Raw genomic sequence first — 19,978 nt, 5'->3', positions numbered from 1 at the left:
TGTCGTAACCACTAACCGACCCTCTGATTGATGTTTAATAAAAATATGTTTACAAATTTATGGAAAAAAATCGTTGTATGGGCACAAAACCGATAGGAAATGTGCTTCGAAACACTTTTTTAGTTATGCGTTTAACCGTAATTTTTGTGTGCTTATTTGTTTTAGGTGGTCGTGCCAGTGTACTTTCACAATATCGGGTGAATGTAAAACTGGGAGAAACGACCTATAAGCACCTGTTCGAAGAAATCCGGAAGCAAACCGGCTGTATCGTCATGTACAGTGACGATATGCTGGATAAAAATGCAAAGGTGAAAGCTACCTTTGAAAATGTGACTTTAGACAATGTGTTGAGAGAAATTCTGGCGGATAAAGGATTGACTTTCGAAAAAAATGCAGAGTTTATCACCATTTTTAAAGCCGCTGCTGCTCAGCAGAACAGTATAGTCTTATCCGGGAAAGTGACGGATAAAGCCGGTAACCCCCTGCCGGGTGTTTCGGTGCTTGTGAAAGGAACTTCTTTGGGAGTTGCAACTGATGTAAACGGGACTTATAAATTAGAAATTCCTAAAATCGATGGAATGGTCCTGAGCTTCTCTTTTATCGGTATGAAAACGAAGGAGGTGAATTATGCCGGACAAAAAGAACTCGATGTCGTCCTCGAAGAAGAGCTGAGCGAAATGGATGAAGTAGTTGTCACCGGTTACCAGAAAATCGAGCGCCGGAAACTGACTTCTTCCATTACTACCGTAGATATGGAAACCCTGAAAACGGTGAATCAACCGAATATCGATAAACTTTTGCAAGGACAAGTACCCGGTATGACCATTATGAGCACTTCCGGAGCTCCGGGTGCTGTGCCTCAGATCCGAATCCGGGGTACGTCGACTATCAGCGGGAATGTACAGCCTTTGTGGGTGGTAGACGGTGTGATTCTGGATGATCCGGTAGACGCGACGGTGGATGATATACTGACTAACCGTAACCTGATCGCTTCCGGTATCGGCGGCGTAAATGTCGACGATATCGAATCCATCAGCGTACTGAAAGATGCTGCTGCTACTGCTATTTACGGTACTCGGGCCGCTAACGGTGTGATTGTGATCACTTCGAAGAAAGGAAATGTGGGTAAAACCCGAATAACCTATAACGGGAGTGTACATGTAGGGATGCGTCCGGAACTGAAAGATGCTTATATGATGAATTCCAAGGAACGGATCGACGTCAATATGGAGATGATCCAAAGAGGAGTGTTGAATACTTCTTCTGCTAAAGCCAATGAATACGGTACTTGCTCGGATTTTGAACGCTATTTTGTAGATGTACACGATCGTAAATTGACCTGGAGCCAATTTGAAGATAAAGTAAAGGAACTGGAAACGGTGAATACCGATTGGTTTAAATATTTATTCCGAAATGCTATTACTCATCGGCATAGCTTGAGTATTTCGGGGGGTAATGAAAAGACTACTTTTTATGTCTCCGGTAGTTATATGGACGAACAACATACGGCCAAGGAAGTAGGACAGCAGGTTTATACCGGTTTGGTAAAGGTGAATACTTACCTCAGGGAGAATATCCGTTTAGGTGCTTCTTTGAATGCTTCGATGCGGGATAATAAAAGTTTTTTTGCTGTTGACTCATGGGAAAATCCTTATGAATGGGCTATTTATACGACCCGTGCTCAAAAAGCTTATGACGAAAACGGTGATTATAATTATATGTATTATAACGGTGTGAAATACAATTTCTTGGAAAATCGGGATAAAGGTTGGAGAAACTCTAAGAATTTCGGAGTGACCGGTAATTTGGATTTTGAGTGGCGATTGTTCCCCGATCTGATATTTACCAGTTTGTTTTCTTTTAACAAACAAAACACAAGAGATACGGATGTTGCAACCTCAGATAGTTATTTTGTAAGACAAAGAAAAGAAAACGTATATCAGCTGGATGGATATTATCCGGTGTATATTTGGAAAGATGGAGGATATCGGGGAGATAATGATGTAAATGCCAGTTCGATTACTTTCCGGAATCAGCTCTCTTATATGCCCATGATTAAAGATATCCACCGGATCGATATTATGATCGGTGCGGAAATCCGTACTTCTAAACGGGAAGAATTGAAAAATACCGTTTATGGGTATACGCATGAACGGGGACATCAAATGGTGCCGCAATGGGACTTGATAAAACATGTAGGTACCCCTTATTGGAATGAAAATCTTGATCGTACAGCTGCTGTTTCTTATTTTGGAGCGTTAGGGTATACATTGATGAATCGTTATACAATTAGTGTCAATGCACGTACGGATGGCTCTAATCGTTTCGGTATTAAAACCAACGATTTATTCCAACCTTTGTGGTCGGTGGGATTCAATTATCAGATGAAAGAAGAGAATTTCCTGAAAGATAAAGAATGGCTAAGTTATCTTACTTTGCGCGGCTCTTATGGTAGTCAGGGAAATGTTGCTTCACAGGCTTATTCTGATCTGATAACTCGAGTGGCTACTTCCGATGGGATAAATCCCGAAGGTTATCTGACCATTAGTGCCCCGAAAAATCCGGGTTTGAAGTGGGAAAAAAATTATACATCCAATATTGCTTTGGAATTCGGATTTTTGAAACGGAGAATCTACGGTACTCTTGAATATTACTATAAAAAAGGAGTGGATTTGTTAGGTACGAAAGAAGTATCCCAGGTTACCGGTTTTAATACAGTTTCTGTCAATTGGGCGGCAATGAAAAATAGCGGGGTAGAATTTTCTATCAATACGATCAATATCGATACAGACCAGTTCCGTTGGACGACCAATTTGAATTTCGGATACAATAAAAATGAAGTGACGGATGTATATTCGAAACCGACAGTAGGAACTTTAACGAATGCTAACCGATCAAGTTATGAGTCGGCAGCTGTTATCGGAAAACCGATTAACGGTTTGTGGTCCTATCGTTATGCCGGACTGAATGAAGATGGACGGGCGACTTTTTATAATGATAAAGATGAAAAAGTATTGTATGGAATGAATAAAGTGGAAGGGTTAAAATATTCCGGAACGACCCAACCGCTTTTACAGGGAGGTTTTACCAACAGCTTTTATTATAAAAACTTCACCTTGTCGGCTTTATTCATCGGTAGTTTCGGTAATGTGATTCGTTTACGGAATCTGAGTGAAGGATATGCTTTCGGTTTCCCTGATCCTACCAAAAATATGTCTAAAGAATGGGCGAATCGTTGGAGGAAACCCGGAGACGAAGTTCATACGGATGTTCCCGTATTGGAAACAGATGAATGGGCGCCTGAAGTAACCGGAGGAAGTCCTTATAATGCTAAGATGTATGATAATAGCGATTTGAGAACAGTGAAAGGTGACTTTGTCCGCTTGCAAAACTTATCATTGAGTTATGATTTATTTTCAGATAAGATGAGAGCTAAGGGGATTCAGAATATTCGTTTCATGATTCAGGGAAACAATCTGCATGCTTGGCATAACCGTAAACTGAAAGGGCAGGATCCGGAAGCTACGGGTTCCCAGATGAAATATTCGGATGCACGTACGGCTAATGTTTCTTTTGGAAATACTTATTTGCCAATACCTCGTTCTTATTCATTTTCAGTATCCTTACAATTTTAAAATCGTGTAATTATGAGAAAATTATTATATTCCATTTTGATATTTCCGTTATTACTGGCTTTTGTAGGATGTAATAATCTATTGGATATCAAACCGGTCAATAGTATGATACCTGTTTCCATAGAGGATTTTGAATCCTTGCTTATCGGAGGTTATCCCAAGTCTGAATTTTTTATGAAGACAGAATATTCAACCGATAATGTATATGCAAACCTTAATACAATGTATGGTATCGATAAATCTAACGAACCTTTTTTTGTTTGGGCTTCTACTCATGAGTTGCCTACGGCAACAACAGATCCTTATTGGGGTACTTTGTACAAAACCATCTTTTATGCCAATTCGGTATTGGATGATTTTGAGAAGCGTATTCCTGCCGAAGCAGAAAAAGAATTGTATGAAATTGTGAAGGGAGAAGCCTATGCTTTGAGAGCTTATGCTTATTTTTATCTGATAAACCTGTATGCTGAAAATTATGCACCCGAGAATATGGATAAACCCGGTGTGCCTATGCCTTTGACCGCAGAAGATGTACAGATGACCTCCCAAAATAATGTGCGCGAACCTGTAAAGGTGGTGTGGGAACAGATTAATCAGGATTTAGATAATGCCACTACACTGTTGTCAGGAAAAATGGCTAAATCCGATTATCGGTTTAATTACACCTCATTGCAAGCTTTTAAAGCTCGGGTCTACTTATTTATGGGAGAGTGGGAGAAAGCCATCAGTGCTGCTACAGATGTGATGAATACAAAATCTTTGTTCGATATGAACAATTTGCAATCTTATATCGATGAAGAAGGAAATCGGTATGCTTTCGGTGGAGATTACGGTTTCACCGATACCGATTACACTAAAGAAATTTTGTTTTGGGTAGGTGGAAAAGCCAATGGGAATATGTTTTATTACGATAGTTATATGGGGGCTCCGGATCCTTCTCTGCTTGAATTGTGTAGTCGTAATGATACAATTCTCGATTATCGTCGTTATATATTTGATTCGTTCCTCGATCTGACAGATCCCAATAGTGCAGCAACAGGACCGACGGTATACCATTTTTATGGATATCAGGGGACACCTTGTTATTATGTCGGTATTGAATTGAGTGAGATGTATGTCACTCGGGCAGAAGCTTATATGAAGAAAGAAAAACCGGAGCCTGGTAAAGCCATTGCTGATTTGAACGAATTGCTGAAAAGCAGGATTCGTACGAAAGATTATGTTGCTTTAAAAGAGAGTGATTTTAAGACAAATGAAGATTTATTGAAGCGAATTTTGGAGGAGCGTCGCTTGGAAACTGCTTTTGATGCAGGATTGCGTTGGTTTGATCTGAGGCGTCTCGGAAAACCGGAGATCAGGCATGCTTATAAAAATGGAACAGAATATGTTTTGAAACAAGGCGATTTGCGGTATGTCTTGCAAATTCCGATTTCGGAACAGAATGCCAGCCCAAATATGCCTTTGAATCCAAGAGATTAGTTAAATTGTAAAACGAACGATTATGAAAATGAATGGTATATTTAAAATTATGGTGATGTTAGCTACCTTCAGTCTGGTAAGTTGTAGCGATGAAGATGACCTAAAACCTTCTGAAAGTCTGGGAATTCCGGAAATGTTTTCCCCTGCTGCTGATGCTGACGCGCGGGTAAAAGAAATGTATAACGATTATGGCCTTTGGGTGAGAATGGATTTCACAGATTGGCATGAAGTGACCAATGCTTATTTGTATGAAGATGTTAATAACCGTATGGGAGCTACAATGATCGATGATACTTGTCGTGAAAATGCGATTATTTTTTCTCAGACCTTATTGAGCAATGTTTCCAAAGAGTTTGCAAAAGCTTATTTCCCGTTGGAATTATTTTTTGTAAAAACCTATAATGGTAGTTGGTGGGCGGCTGATTATGCACAATTAGGAAGAAGTCGGTTTGTACTGTGTTGGCCGAACCAAATGGAGGGAGCTTTGCCTGTCACTAAAGAGGCTAACCCGGATTATTATTATCAGGATTCTCTGATTTCGGGTTTGATTTGGAAAAATTTCGGGACAATGATCGCTCAGCGTTTCGATGAACCGATCAAAGAATTTGTATTGGCTGGAAAAGCTTATGATAATGGGGAAGCTTATGATAATATCAGAGAGCAATATCAAAAAGACGGTGATGAAGAAAAATATGATAAAGCAATCGATGAATTATGTAAAAACGGAGGATTCCTGTCTGGAGCCGGTTCTGGAAAATTTACAACAGATTTTGGAGATTGGCTTAGTCTTTTAGTTATGGAATCTTATGATAACATCAAAAAGGATTATTTAGACAATAGTATAGCCAGAACTGCTAAATATAAAGTTATTGTCGAATTCTTTAAAAAATATAATTGGGATATACAGGCAGCTGGAAATAAATTCCGTCAGAAATACAATGAGTACAAAGCAACTTTACCTCCTCCTGTAGAAGATGATGAGGAAGAATAATAAATAATTTATTATTACATTGAATGATCTTCCTCCTCTATTATTTGAAGGAAGATCATTCCCTAAACCAAATGGATTATGAAAAGTACAATTCAGAAATTAAGATCGATGATTAGTGTCATTGCTATTTCTTTAATTTTAAGTTCTTTTACCACGAGTACAGCAAGAGTTGAGACTTCGTTCGGAACCACTATTATGGGTGTCCCGTCAGGGAGTAAAACTTTTACTTTTTGGGGAAATAATTATATTAGTGTGTCGATAGGGAATAATAGTTCTATTCCAGTTATTGCATTCTATGAATGTTTACAATTGCAAAAGGGTGAAGAGTATATTGTTTTACCTCCTTATCAGCATACGATGGGAACTCCATTTTATGTTGACGTTCCCGAGCATGAATTGCCTTTTCTGTGGGTTTTTAAATTTGATGCCTCATATTATGAACGAGAGGGTAATATAAATGTAGGTTTTGTCGCGACATGGGCACCGTATTGACTTTTTTGTCTCTAATAGAATTGATTGATACGTTTTAATCTATTTTTATAAAATGTCGGGAAATTATTTAGGATATCTACTTGGTTTTGTTTTGTTTGTATCGTGTTCGCATGAGCAGGATAAGAAGCAAAGGACTAGTTCGATCAATTTACGCCAACAATACGTCAAAACAAACAAGTTTTTAGACGTCGATATGTCGAAATTTCTTCCGGGGACTCAAATTCAAGCTTCGGTAACTGCCGAAGATTCGGCTCAGATGTTTGTGGCTTTGTATCGTTTTTATAGTCATGTGAAAGTGGTGGACGATGCCTACGTGTGTGATTTGACAAATGCGCAGGAGATTCAGGTTTCTGAAAGGGTTTTCAGATCTTTATCGGAGAATTTGCAGAAGACGAATCTGCAAATTCAACGGTTGAAAGAACAAGGCAAAAAAGTAACTATTTCTGAAATAACTCCCGAATACCTGAATTCCCTTTTAGAAAATAAGTGAAATCAGATAGACTGGTTTCACTTATTTATTTTGTCGGATATCTATATTGCTGTTAGCAAGTTTGTACTTGATTTTAGAGTGGAAGGTCCTATTCTGATTTACTTTTCAGTCCGCTTCGTTCCAGCAATGCGTCGATGGTCGGTTCCTGGCCCCGGAAGCGTTTATAAAGTATCATCGGGTGTTCGGAACCGCCTTTTTCCAGGATATTTTTCCGGAAAGATTCGGCGGTAGCCTGGTCGTAAATACCTTGTTGTTTGAAAACCGAGAAAGCATCTGCATCCAACACTTCCGCCCATTTATAGCTGTAGTAGCCGGCAGCATAACCTCCTCCGAAGATATGGCCGAAACCGGTAGAAAAACAGCTGCTGTCTACGGGCGGAAAGGATTCGGTCGGAGCCATTGCCTGATTTTCGAATGCCTGGATAGAACCGTTGACAGGAGAGGTGACCGAATGCCAGGCCATGTCGACCAGGCCGAAACTCAATTGGCGGTCGTTTTGGTAACCACTCTGGAAGTTGGCTGCTTCGTGGATCTTAGTGATATATTCCTGGGGAATTTTCTCTCCGGTCTGGTAATGTACGGCCCAGGTATCCAGCCACTCTTTTTCAAGTGCCCAATTTTCCATAATCTGAGAAGGTAACTCGACAAAATCCCGGTAGACATTGGTCCCTCCGGTCGAATTATAGGTACATTGGGATAACATCCCGTGAAGGGAGTGTCCGAACTCGTGCAGGAAAGTGGTCACTTCGTCGAAGGTCAGTAGGGAAGGTTTGCTGGCTGTCGGTTTGGTAAAGTTCATCACCAGAGAAACCAGCGGCCGTACGTCCTGCCCGTCTTTTTTATGCTGGCCTCTGAATTCGGTCATCCAGGCACCACCGCCTTTGCTTTCGCGTGGGAAAAAGTCCGTATAGAGAACGGCAAGAAAACGGCCGTCCCGGTCGTATACTTCGAAGGTTTTTACATCTTCATGGTATTTGGCGATATTGTCCACTTCTTTAAAAGTAAGGCCATACAATTTGTTGGCTAATCCGAATACCCCCTGCTGTACATTTTCCAGTTTAAAATAGGGTTTTAGCATTTCGTCGTCGAGCGCGTATTTTTCCTGTTTTAATTTATTGGAATAATAGGCCCAATCCCAGCGTTGTAATTCGCCTTTAAATCCCTGACGCCGGGCAAATTCTTCTACTTCCTGTTTTTCGGCCAGGGCATGAGGATGAGAAGCGGCCAGCAGCTGACCGAGGAAGGTATTCACCATCTCCGTGTTTTGGGCCATACGGTCGGTGAGTACGTATTCGGCATAGGTCGGATAGCCCAATAGTTGTGCTTTTTCCAGACGGAGAGCAACCATTTTCCGGATCACCTCTTTGTTGTCGTATTGGTTATCCCGGTTTCCCCTCGAAGCATAAGCCCGGTACATTTTTTCACGCAATTCCCGGTTGTCGGCATATTTCATAAAAGGAATGTAACTGGGGGCATGCAAAGTGAACAGCCAGCCTTCCAATTCTTTTTCTTTTGCCGTCATCGCAGCCATTTCGACCGCTCCTTCAGGAAGACCTGCCAGATCTTTTTCGTCGGTAATGTGGAGGGTGAATCCGTTGGTTTCGGCCAGGGTATTTTCGTCGAATTTTAATCCCAGCTGAGATAGCTCCATAGCTATTTCCTGAAATCTTTTCTGGGCTGCGTTTTCCAGATTAGCTCCTCCTTTAATAAAGGATTTCCACGTATCTTCCAGAAGAGTAGATTGTTCCGGTGTCAGACTTTGCCGGTCCCGGGATTCGTATACTTTTTTCACCCGTGCAAAAAGTTCCGGATTCATGTATACACTGTTTCCGTATTCAGTCAGTTTCGGTGAAATCCGTTGGGCGATCTGTTGCATTTCTTCGTTGGTACAGGCGGAGTTTAGATTGAAAAAAATCGAAGAAATCGTACTCAGTTTTTCTCCGGCCTGATCGAGCGCTACGATGGTATTTTCAAAGTCCGGAGCTTCTGCCGAAGTTGAAATCGCTTTAATTTCTTGCTTGGCTTCCTCGATAGCCTGGTCGAAAGCCGGTTCGTAATGCCGGGTTTCGATGCGGTCGAAAGGAGGGGTTTGATGAGGGGTAGTGAAATGTTCCAACAAAGGATTGCCGGCCTGCTTTTCGCTACACGAAGTTATCGATAAGATAAGTGTCGTCATACAAATTATTGTTTTCATTTATATTTCTGTTTTGTTTACGGCAAAAATAGAAATTAATCTTCAAAATCTATACTAAGTTTATATTATTGGGAAAATAAAGCGGAAACAATGGCTTTGCTATAAATTATACCAGAATCGGGCTTTACACTAGTTTTAAAATTATAAATTGTAGTTAAAATTATATATATTTGTCCATCATTTATGTCCGGCATGTTGTCAGATTCAAAGATATTGCAAACACTTCGGGAAAAAGAACCGCTCGGTATGGATGCCTTGTTCGAAAGGTATTACAGACCCTTAGTGGTATTTGCCGAATCGTATTTGCATGATTTGCAGAGTGCAGAAGATTTGGTACAGGAACAAATGGTAAAGTTATGGTCGAAGCAGACCTTTGCCGGTATCGTTCCCGAGGCATTGGGTACTTTTTTGTTTACCGTAGTGAAAAATGCCTGTATCAACTGGCTCGAGAAGAAGAGATTGCCTGTAAAAAGCCTGGATCTTCTTCATTATCAGATCGCTTTGGAAGAGGCCGAACGTTTGGACGATTCCGCAGTGGAACTGATCCGGGGAGCCTTGGAAAAATTACCTGATAAAACCCGTCTCGTGGTTACGGTGGTTATGTTGCAGGAGAAGATGTATAAAGAGGCGGCCGAGGAATTGGGGGTGTCGGTAAATACAGTAAAGACTTTATTGAAGCAAGGCATGCGGGAATTGAGAGAACTGTTGAAAGATAAGCAAGAATTAATATTTTATTTTTATCTTCTGCGTGCTGAATGTAGAGAACAGAATCCAATATATGATCACCTTTAATTCGAATGTTATGATAAGAAATCTTTTTCTGTTAGTCGTGTTTTTAGGTTGTGTTAGTTTGCGGCATGTAGAGGCTGCCATCGATATCATACCTAAGCCGGTGAAATTAGTAGAAACCGATGGCCGGTTCGATATCACTTCCGCCTGTTCCATTGTGGTGAATGACGATTTGAAAACTTGTGGGGAGTTGTTGGCAGATTATCTTCAACCGGCTATGGGGTATCGTTTAGCAGTGAGTAGTAAAGCGGAGAAAAGCAAGCCGGCTATCCGTTTAAGCCTTGATAAGAGCTTGAAGAAATTATCTGAAGAAGCCTATCGGTTGGAAGTTACCGGGCAGGGGGTACGTATACAAGGGGCTTCGGAGAAAGGAATATTCTATGGTATCCAGACGTTGTTGCAATTGCTTCCTGTCGAAATCTTTCAGACTGAAGTACAACCGGTAAGCTGGACCGTTCCCGGAGTGCAAATCGAAGATTATCCCCGGTTCGGATGGCGTGGATTTTCACTGGATGTATGCCGTCAGGTTTATTCGGTAGATTTTATTAAAAACTGTATCGATTGGCTGGCTATGCACAAGATGAACGTCCTTCACTGGCATTTGACGGATGATGAGGGATGGCGGATAGAGATTAAAAAATATCCGGAGCTGACCCGTACCGGTGCATGGAGGGGACCGAACGAAAAGTTACAGCCTACTTTTTGTTCGGGATACTACCGTTATGGCGGTTTCTATACGCAGGAACAGATCCGGGAAGTGGTCGGTTATGCTGCTAAACGGCAGGTGATGATTATGCCGGAAATCGAAGTGCCGGGACACAGCCGGGCGGTAGCTGCTGCTTATCCTGAAATTCTTTGTGATTATATAGATCCCGGGAAGCACGAGTTGTCGCAGAATTCCTGGTGTGCAGCCAATGAACGGGGATACGAAATCCTGGGGGATATCCTGCAAGAAGTAGCAGGCTTGTTTCCTTGTCCATATATCCATATCGGAGGGGATGAAGTGGAGATGGAGTATTGGGAAAACTGTCGCCGGTGTACCGGATTGATGAAAGAGAAGCATTTTGAGAAACCTGCCGAGGTACAGAATTATTTTATCCACCGGGTAGCGGAATTAGTCGAAGCTGCAGGGAAGAAAATGGGAGGCTGGAGTGAGATTATGGACGGAGGAGAACTGCCGTCGGGTACGGTAGTCTTCTCGTGGATCGGACTGGACCATGGTATCGCTGCTGCCCGGAAGGGATTACCGGTGGTGATGATGCCTGGGGAATACTGTTATTTCGATATGGGACAGACCCCGCTGGAACGCGGACATTATTGGGCAGGAATGGTGCCTACAGAGAAAGCATATGCTTTTAATCCCTTGATTCCCGATAGCCTGAAACCGGCTGAAAGAAAAAATGTGCTGGGGGTAGAAGGGGCGATCTGGTCGGAAATGATGGATCGTCCGGCCTGGCATTGTGAATATCAGATGTTCCCGCGTTTGTGCGTTACGGCAGAAATCGGATGGACACCCCAGGAGCAAAGAGAATGGACCGATTTCAAGGGACGTCTGGATAGGAGTCATTATATGCGCTTGTATCAGAAAGGCATTCGTTTTCGGGTACCTTTCCCGGAAGTTACTTATCAGAACGGGGTATTGACCGCAGCGGCTCCTTACTCTGGGGCAGTGATTCGTTACACGGCCGATGGTAACGAACCAACCTGTTTCTCTCCGTTGTATACCGGTGAGATAAAGACAGAACAACCTGAAAACTATCGGTTTAAGACATTTTTTACGCCGCATTGGGGAAGTATTGCTGTCGGTATCGAAAAGTACTTGCATCCGGAGATGAAGGTGACAACGACTATCGACGCTCATCCGAAATGTCCGGCCCAGTTGCTGGCGGATGGAAACGAAAAAACTTTTTTCAGGAGTAACCGACGGGTAAAAGACGGGGATACCGTTTTGTTCGAATTCGAAAAACCTTTGGATTGCCGTAAAATAACGATCAAGAGTGGAGCTTACCAGACCAGCCATTATATCATTACCCATGCTATTGTCGAAATATCTACGGATGGAGAGCGTTTTATGCGTTCCGGCTGGTTCGATGCCGAAGGGGACAGTGAAGTGATCTGTACGGTTCCGATCAAGGCTTTGCGTATCGTGTTTACCGAACCTCAATACGAAGAACGATTGGTTTTACAGGATTTGAAGATCGAGTAGGCAAAAGGAAATTTGAAAAACAGAGCGTGTTTGTTGAAAATATTGTTCTATCTTCGTAGGCCGTAAGATGTTTTATTTTATGGTAGAGGAGAAAGAAGATCGGTTCACATTATTTAAACAGGGAGATGAACGTATTTTTCGGCAATACTACGAGAAATATTATCATGCATTATGTCTTTGGGTGGTGCGGATTATAAAAGAAGAGACAAGAATGCATGATATCGTTCAGGAAGCTTTTATTGTTTTGTGGAACAGCCGGATGATTATAGAATCTGAACTACACCTGAAAATGTTTCTTTATCAAGTGGTTCGTAACCGCTGTTTCAACTACTTGAAAAGTAAACGGGTCGAGGAAAAATATATTCAGGAGTATCTGCAAATGGAAGAAGAAGGGGGGTTCGAAGATACAGTGATTGAAGAAGAAGTACATCGTATTGTTGCACAAGAAATTGAAAAATTACCCGAGGAACAAAGGAAAGTGGTATATTTCCATATGGAGGGAAAAAATAATTTCGAAATTGCTGAAATCATGCAGATTTCTGTGAATACGGTGAAAACCCATAAAGCCAGGGCCCGAAAAACATTAAAAAATAAATTAGATAATCTTTTCATTATCACAGTCTTGTTGGGACTGTGATAATTTTTTTCTCTTTTTTTACTTTCCTTGTCATTCTCTTGGCCTTTTTAATTGTATTATAGTTAAAAGAGCTAAAAGTCTGTGACGTTATGAATAATTACGATGAAATAGAGCGTAAAATTTCCCTGATCAAAAATTATTTGGAAGACAACCTTAGTGTTGCCGAAGAGGAAGAATTGCGGGTATGGTTGGATGAATCGCCGAAACATCGGGAAACTTTTCAGCGAATCAGGGATAAAAAAATATTGTTTGCAAAGTTGGAATATCGGCAACGGCAAGAAACGGAAACCGATTGGAAAGTGATTTGCCGGAAGACGGGTATCGGCTCTTCCCGTCGTTTGTGGTATATTCGGGTGGCACGTTATGCAGCTGTTTTCTTCGGATTATGCCTGGGGGTATGGTTGTATTTCAGGGCTCAGGTGTCACAGCCTCAGGAATCGACATTGGCCGCTATTTCTATGGATACCATTTGTCCGGGATATAAACAAGCTTATATCGAGTTGAAAAGCGGTGAACGGATTGCCTTGGGAAATACCGGGAACAAGCAGGAGAAACGAATCGAGGGGATGGTTTTAAAAGAGGAAAAAGATGGAGTTATGATATTGCCCGGTGATTCGTTGGCCGATAAAGCAGTAGCGGTGGAAAAAAGTTGGATCGTGGTGCCGAGGGGAGGAGAATATCAACTGATTTTACCGGATGGTACGAAAGTGTGGTTGAATTCCGATTCGAAACTCGAATTCCCGAACACTTTTGTAGGCGATGAAAGAAGGGTGAAGTTGGCCGGTGAAGCGTATTTCGAAGTGGCTAAAAATAAAGCTAAACCTTTCCGGGTAGAGGTAGATCGGGTGGAGGTCGTGGTTTTAGGTACTTCATTTAATATACATGCTTATGATGAGGCGGTTAAGACTACTTTGGTCGAGGGCGCGGTAAAATTGAATGTCGCCGGTAAGGCTTATTCGCTTTCTCCCGGTTTTGAAGCTAATGTCGATCAGGGAGGGGTGAGAATAGTGAAATCGGACGTCTACGAGCAGATTGCCTGGAAGGATGGAAGATTTGTATTTCGTGAAAAACGATTGGAAGAGGTCATGTCGATCTTGTCTCGTTGGTATGATTTTGAAATTTTCTACCAGAATGCGGCAGTAAAAGATTTGCATTTTACGGGCAATATTCCCCGGCATGCTACGATTAATGAAGTGTTGAAATTTTTGGAACGTACTCACCTGGTACATTTTAGTGTGGTTGGGCGAACGGTAATCGTATCTGAATAAACGTCCCTATATTTCGTGAGGAAAGCAAATATTATAATTTTAATAAAAGACTAGCCACCGGAAACTGGTCCTTTCCGGTGGCTAAATTAAACAACAAGGTGTTTAATCTGTTAAAAACAAATTTATGAAAAAAAATCGAAAAAGGTGGTATCCGGAAGAGGGTATTCCCGGAAAATTTTTGAGAAAAATGAAGTTGATTTTATTTCTTTGTTGGGCCGGTATGATGCAGGTATCGGCTATGTCTTACGCACAAACCGGCACGGTAAGTATCCGGGTGAAAGAGACGGCTTTGCATGAGATCTTTCAACTTATAGAAGCTCAGTGCGGTTATACTTTCGTTTATAATAACGAACAGTTGAATGGCTTGAAACCGGTATCCATCGAGATGACCGATGCAAAAATCTCCAAGGTCTTGGATGAATGCTTGAAGGGGACGGATTTGCGCTATGAACTGCTGGACCAGATCATCGTCATCAACCGCCGTAGCGCTCTCCCTCAGACTGCCCTCGATTTGCAGGGAACCGTTAAAGACAAGGAAGGCAATCCGCTGCCGGGTGTTTCCGTTTTTATTAAAGGTACTACCATCGGGGTGGCGACCGATGTAGACGGTAAGTTTAAAATGCAGTTGCCTGAGATGGAAAATATGGTTCTGGTGTTCTCATTTACCGGAATGAAAAAACAGGAGGTAAAATATACGAAACAGCCTGTACTGAATATTGTGATGGAGGAAGATGTGGCTGAAATGGAAGAAGTGGTGGTAAATGGATATTTTACTAAAAATAAGGACAGTTTTACCGGAAATGCCGTAGTGGTGAGTAAGGATGAATTGGCAAAAGTCTCTTCCAATAACCTGCTCAGTGCTTTACAGGTGTTTGATCCCTCTTTCCGTTTGAAAGACAATGTGGATATGGGGTCTAATCCGAACTCCATGCCGAATTTCCGGATTCGGGGAAATTCCGGATTTGGTGCTGAAGGACTGTCGGAAGCCAATTTGAAAAATGATCCGAACCTGCCAACCTTTATTCTGGACGGATATGAGGTGGATGTGGAGAAAATCTTCGACTTGAATATGGACCGTATCGAGAGTGTGACGATTTTGAAAGACGCTTCTGCCACAGCGATCTACGGATCAAGAGCTGCCAACGGAGTGGTGGTCGTGACAACCAAGGCTCCGCAGGAAGGCCAATTGAGGGTTTCTTATAATCTGAACGTGGCTATCAGTGCACCTGATTTATCGGATTATCATCTGTTGAATGCCAGGGAAAAGCTGGAAGCGGAGGTGGCCGGTGGACTTTATGAATCCGAATATATGGATACTCAACAGAAGTTGAGAATGGATTATGCCGATCGTCTGAAACGGGTCAAAAGCGGGGTGGATACCTATTGGTTGTCCCAGCCGCTGGAAGTGGCTGTCGGCCATAAACACTCCCTGTATGTAGAGGGAGGAGACAAAAGCATCCGCTATGGTATCGATTTGAATTATCAGGCCAATCCGGGAGTCATGAAAAAATCTTCCCGTGATCGTTTCGGGGTGGGGTTCCTTTTATCCTATAATTTGAATAATAAACTTTTGTTCCGGAACAAACTGACCGTGGACAAAGTCAAGTCCAAAGAATCTCCCTATGGTTCGTTCCGCGATTATGCGGCAGCCAATCCTTATGAAAGAGTGCATGATGACGAGGGAAAATTGATAGAGTCTTATGACACTCATGTAGCGACTACGGCTCGTTATCTGAATCCGCTTTATGAAGCGACCCTGAACCATAAGGATGAAACGGCTTATACCTCATGGACGGATAACTTTGATTTCGATTGGTTTATCAATGATCATTTCCGCTTAAAAGCCAAGGTTGCCTATTCCGAACGCACTGACAAGCAGGAACAATTTACCGATCCGCGGTCTGCCCAATACAATACTTACGATTATCAAGAGGGAGACGGAGTTCTGAAAAAAGGAGAGGCTTACAGTATGTGGCAGAAGAGTTCCGATCTGGAGATGAATGCCGTATTCAGCTACAACCAGGCGTTCGGATATCATTTTGTCAATGCGGTGGTAGGAGCCAATATGCAGGAATCCCGTTATGAGAATGAATCTTACAGCGTCATTGGTTTTCCGGCCGGGAATATGGACTATATCTCTTTCGGTAACGCTTATAAAGATCAGGTACCGTCCGGAGAGGAGGGGGTGTCGCGTTTGGCCGGTGCTTTCCTCAATGTGAATTACTCTTACAACAACATCTATATGCTGGATTTCTCCGGTCGTCTGGACGGTTCTTCTAAATTCGGAAACGATAAAAGATATGCACCTTTCGGTTCTTTGGGTATCGGCTGGAATATCCACAACGAATCGTTTTGGGAAAGCTGCAAGGGCGTGATGAGCCGCTTTAAGGTTTCCGCCAATATCGGTAGCTTGGGCAAGGCCTCTTTCGAACCCTATGAGGCTCAGGATGTATACAATTACTATAAAGGACAATGGTATGCCGGAGGTTTGGGAGCCATTATGAGTACATTGGGAAATGCCAATTTGCAGTGGGAAAAGACCAAAACCCTCGATATCAACTTAGAAACCGGTTTCCTGAACGATTTGATTACGGTGAACGCCAGCTACTATCTCAAGCGGACCAAAGATTTAGTGAGCAGCATTACCTTACCGCTTTCCTCCGGGTTTCAAAGCTATCGGGATAATTTAGGCGAATTGGAAAACAAGGGGTTTGAAATTTCCGCCAGAGCATACCTGTTAAGGAAAAACGATGTGGTGGTCAACGTATTCGGATCCATTGCACACAACAAGAATATAATCAAAAAAATCTCCAATTCTTTGGAATCCTACAACAAGAAAGTGGATGACGAACAGGATAATTACGAGCAGGGGTGGGGTGAGGACTTGGAAACGGCCAAACCGTTGGTGCAGTTCAAAGAGGGGCAGTCAACGACGGCTATTTATGCGGTTAGGTCGTTGGGTATCAATCCGATGAACGGTAAGGAACTGTTCTATGACTTGAATGGCAATCTGACATACGATTGGAGTGCGGCCAACAAAGTCGTATGTGGAGATACCGAGCCGAAAGTATCCGGTTCTTTTGGTGCGAATGCCGACTGGAAAGGGTTTAACCTGAATGTCAGCTTCCTCTATCAGTTGGGCGGACAGGTCTACAACCAGACTTTGGTGGATCGGGTAGAAGATGCTGATTTGAGCCGGAATGTGGATGAAAGGGTATTGAAAGGCAGATGGCAGAAACCGGGTGATCATACCTTTTTTAAGGACATTGCTTCCAGAGACCGGACGGAGGTTACTTCACGGTTTGTACAAGATGAAAATGTATTGCAATTCAAGTCGTTGTCTCTATCCTATTCTTTCCCTCAAAAATGGATTAAAAAGATGTATATGGAACGGATGAAACTAACTTTCCAGATGGAGGATCTGTTCCGGATTTCTACGGTGAAGCGGGAGAGAGGGTTGGATTATCCCTTTGCCCGGACGTTTAATTTTGGATTACAGGTACAGTTCTGATATGATTTGTTAATATATAAGAAAGAAGAATTATGAAAAATAAGATATTAATAGCGGTGACCCTGTTTGTCTGTACCGTTGCCAGCAGTTGTAACAATTGGTTGGACGTAACCCCGCAAGCTCAGGTCAATGCCGACAAGCTGTTTTCTACTCCGGAAGGGTACGAAAGTGCCGTGTATGGTATTTATACGGCCATGACAGACGCTTCTATCTATGGAACTCACATGACTTTCGGTTTTATGGACGTATTGGCCCAATATTATTATGCCTCTTGGGACAAATCTCATAATTTGTATGAATGTTCCCAATACCATTATAACAATGGAACCACCCAAAACTTGATTTCTAATCTATGGTTGAAGTCTTACAATACCATAGCCAATTGCAATGTGCTGTTGGAGCGTTTGAAAGGGCAGTCGCCGTCATTTTTCCCGGAAGGAGAATACAATTTGATTTATGGAGAGGTGTTGGCATTGAGGGCATTTTTGCATTTCGACTTGCTGAGGGCCTTTGCTCCCTCGTGGAACGTGGATAAAGAAGCCCTTTGTTTACCTTATGCGGATAATTTTGGGGATAAAATATACCGTCAGAAGAAAACTACTGAGATTGTCCGGGCGTTGATACATGATCTGGATACGGCCCGGATATTGCTGAAACCGGTAGACCGTGCGGTACAGGACGAATTTAAGGACATGTACAACCATTATGTGACAGATGCGGATAACGTGTTCCTTTCCGCGCGTGCCTATCGGATGAATTATTGGGCAGTGACCGGGTTGTTGGCGAGAGTGTACCATTATATGGGGGATCCGAAAGCCTATACCTATGCCAATGAAGTGATCCAGGCCTTACGAGACGGATACTTCCAATTCACTCCCGAGAGTGCGTTGAGTGCTCCGGTCAAGACCCGGGATGTCATTATGCAGAATGAGGTGCTGTTTGCTTTGAACTATTCCGGTATCCATGATTTGTGGTATTCCTATGACGCCAGTACAACTACAGACTATGAGATTGATGGTGTGTCGAGACTTTATCCTTCCGGAGATGATTTCAGAGGTCAGTATTTGGTTACGGCAGGTAAGGCCGGTTATGAGGTATCTATCAAATACGCCGACGTGAAATCCGACAAAGGAGGGAAGATTCCGATGATCCGTTTGTCCGAAATGTTCCTGATTGCGGCTGAAAGCGGTTTTGACCAGGACAAGGAAAATGCCATTGCCTTGTTGGAAGAGCTGAGGCTGAACCGGGGAATCGGGGCGGAAATATCGGCTACGATTTCAGCTGAAAAATTCCGGGAAGAACTGACTATAGAGGCTCGTCGGGAATTTTTGGGCGAAGGGCAGATGTTCTATTGGTACAAACGTTTGGGATTGCCGGTCGGATTGGATGAGATAGAGGTGAGTCCTGCTACTTTTTGCCTGCCGTTGCCTGCTACAGAAGTGGAATTCGGTAACCGTACCGAAGATTACATAAAGAACCTGAAATAAACAATTAAGTCGAGAGCAAAGCCAGGTTTGCTTAAGTTTTGCCGAGACGAGAATGATTGTAGACGAAGTTTAAATATATTGAACGTATGAAAAACAGCATAATCTTATTGATAGGAGTTATTGGGATCTTATGTTCCTGTTCGGAAGTGGATGTGACGGATTATTCTTCTGATAATTTCATCCAGTTTGCCAAAGCGGCGAAAGACAGCACGGTCTTCTCTTTTGCGTACGACCAGACGATGTCGGCTGGTACGGTGAAGTTGAAATTGAATTGCATCGCCAACCTTTCTACAGAAAACCGGACGTTTGGTGTCCGGTATCGGGCTGAGGAGAGTACCGCCCAAGCCGGTGTGGATTTTGTCATGCCGGATGAGGAACAGGTCTTGTTGGCCAATGATAGTGTCGCATACCTGGAAATTCAGTTGAACAAAAGCGATAACGTAAAAGCAAAAGACCTGTTATTGGTTTTTGAAGTGACCGACTACGGTGATTTCAAACCGGGGATGAACGCTTACCGGAAAAACAGGGTGATTGTTTCGAATAGATTGACTCAGCCTGCATGGTGGGACGATTGGCATGAAACGAACGGATTGGGCAGTTGGTCGGCGAAAAAATACACGTTATTTATGGAAGAGACAAAAGTGTCCGATATGACTTTGGACCGGGATGGCGGGACGATGAGTTATTCGGAGATGCGTGCTTATGTTTTGAAGTTCAAGTATTGGTTGCAGGAACACCCGACTACGGATGAAGATGGGACCCCGATGAGAGTAGCAATGAGAGGTTAATTTTTAAAGTG

General features: G+C 42.6%; 13 protein-coding genes. 12 read left to right on the top strand and 1 reads right to left on the bottom strand.

Translation table 11 applies throughout. The annotated features are described in order from the left end of the window. Window positions 1-146: 146 nt before the first annotated feature. The 5 genes from AC5RDS_RS13705 (at window position 147) to AC5RDS_RS13685 (ending at window position 7,087) form a co-directional block, all read left to right on the top strand. Window positions 147-3,635 carry a SusC/RagA family TonB-linked outer membrane protein gene (locus tag AC5RDS_RS13705; RefSeq protein ID WP_181574420.1) on the top strand — a complete coding sequence of 1,163 codons (3,489 nt, stop codon included), beginning with the start codon at window positions 147-149 and terminating at the stop codon, window positions 3,633-3,635. 12 nt (window positions 3,636-3,647) lie between these two features. Beyond that, entirely contained in the window at window positions 3,648-5,114 is a 1,467-nt protein-coding gene (locus AC5RDS_RS13700; RefSeq protein ID WP_022160139.1) for a RagB/SusD family nutrient uptake outer membrane protein, read from the top strand. A 22-nt stretch (window positions 5,115-5,136) separates the two neighbouring features. Further along, on the top strand, window positions 5,137-6,105 hold the full coding sequence (locus AC5RDS_RS13695) for a hypothetical protein (protein ID WP_022160138.1): 969 nt from the start codon (window positions 5,137-5,139) through the stop codon (window positions 6,103-6,105). A gap of 78 nt (window positions 6,106-6,183) precedes the next feature. Next, entirely contained in the window at window positions 6,184-6,597 is a 414-nt protein-coding gene (locus AC5RDS_RS13690) for a hypothetical protein (RefSeq protein WP_022160137.1), read from the top strand. A gap of 193 nt (window positions 6,598-6,790) precedes the next feature. Next, window positions 6,791-7,087: a hypothetical protein gene (locus tag AC5RDS_RS13685; RefSeq protein ID WP_046403536.1), complete on the top strand. Its 297-nt coding sequence runs from the start codon at window positions 6,791-6,793 to the stop codon at window positions 7,085-7,087. 88 nt (window positions 7,088-7,175) lie between these two features. Here AC5RDS_RS13685 and AC5RDS_RS13680 read toward each other — a convergent pair whose 3' ends face one another. After that, window positions 7,176-9,263, bottom strand: a complete 2,088-nt coding sequence (locus AC5RDS_RS13680) for a M3 family metallopeptidase (RefSeq protein WP_172720009.1) — start codon at window positions 9,261-9,263, stop codon at window positions 7,176-7,178. A gap of 210 nt (window positions 9,264-9,473) precedes the next feature. On the opposite strand from AC5RDS_RS13680, the gene AC5RDS_RS13675 reads away from it, so the two are divergent. The 7 genes from AC5RDS_RS13675 (at window position 9,474) to AC5RDS_RS13645 (ending at window position 19,967) form a co-directional block, all read left to right on the top strand. Further along, window positions 9,474-10,073, top strand: coding sequence for an RNA polymerase sigma factor (locus AC5RDS_RS13675; RefSeq protein ID WP_240143344.1), 600 nt, complete (start codon window positions 9,474-9,476; stop codon window positions 10,071-10,073). Between the two features lie 10 nt (window positions 10,074-10,083). Further along, window positions 10,084-12,276: a glycoside hydrolase family 20 protein gene (locus AC5RDS_RS13670; RefSeq protein ID WP_192921384.1), complete on the top strand. Its 2,193-nt coding sequence runs from the start codon at window positions 10,084-10,086 to the stop codon at window positions 12,274-12,276. 79 nt (window positions 12,277-12,355) lie between these two features. Further along, a complete protein-coding gene (locus tag AC5RDS_RS13665; protein WP_022160132.1) occupies window positions 12,356-12,913 on the top strand; it encodes an RNA polymerase sigma factor in 558 nt (185 codons plus the stop codon). Between the two features lie 89 nt (window positions 12,914-13,002). Beyond that, window positions 13,003-14,181: a FecR family protein gene (locus tag AC5RDS_RS13660; protein ID WP_172720007.1), complete on the top strand. Its 1,179-nt coding sequence runs from the start codon at window positions 13,003-13,005 to the stop codon at window positions 14,179-14,181. A gap of 124 nt (window positions 14,182-14,305) precedes the next feature. Further along, window positions 14,306-17,692: a SusC/RagA family TonB-linked outer membrane protein gene (locus tag AC5RDS_RS13655; protein WP_087395410.1), complete on the top strand. Its 3,387-nt coding sequence runs from the start codon at window positions 14,306-14,308 to the stop codon at window positions 17,690-17,692. A gap of 32 nt (window positions 17,693-17,724) precedes the next feature. Further along, a complete protein-coding gene (locus AC5RDS_RS13650; protein WP_022160128.1) occupies window positions 17,725-19,179 on the top strand; it encodes a RagB/SusD family nutrient uptake outer membrane protein in 1,455 nt (484 codons plus the stop codon). A gap of 86 nt (window positions 19,180-19,265) precedes the next feature. Continuing rightward, complete coding sequence (locus AC5RDS_RS13645; protein ID WP_022160127.1) at window positions 19,266-19,967, top strand: DUF4843 domain-containing protein; 702 nt, start codon at window positions 19,266-19,268, stop codon at window positions 19,965-19,967. Window positions 19,968-19,978 lie beyond the last annotated feature (11 nt).

It is taken from the genome of Odoribacter sp. (assembly GCF_985060555.1).
The sequence above is the reverse complement of the archived record's forward strand: the minus strand, read 5'-3'. Positions and strand labels throughout refer to the sequence as shown.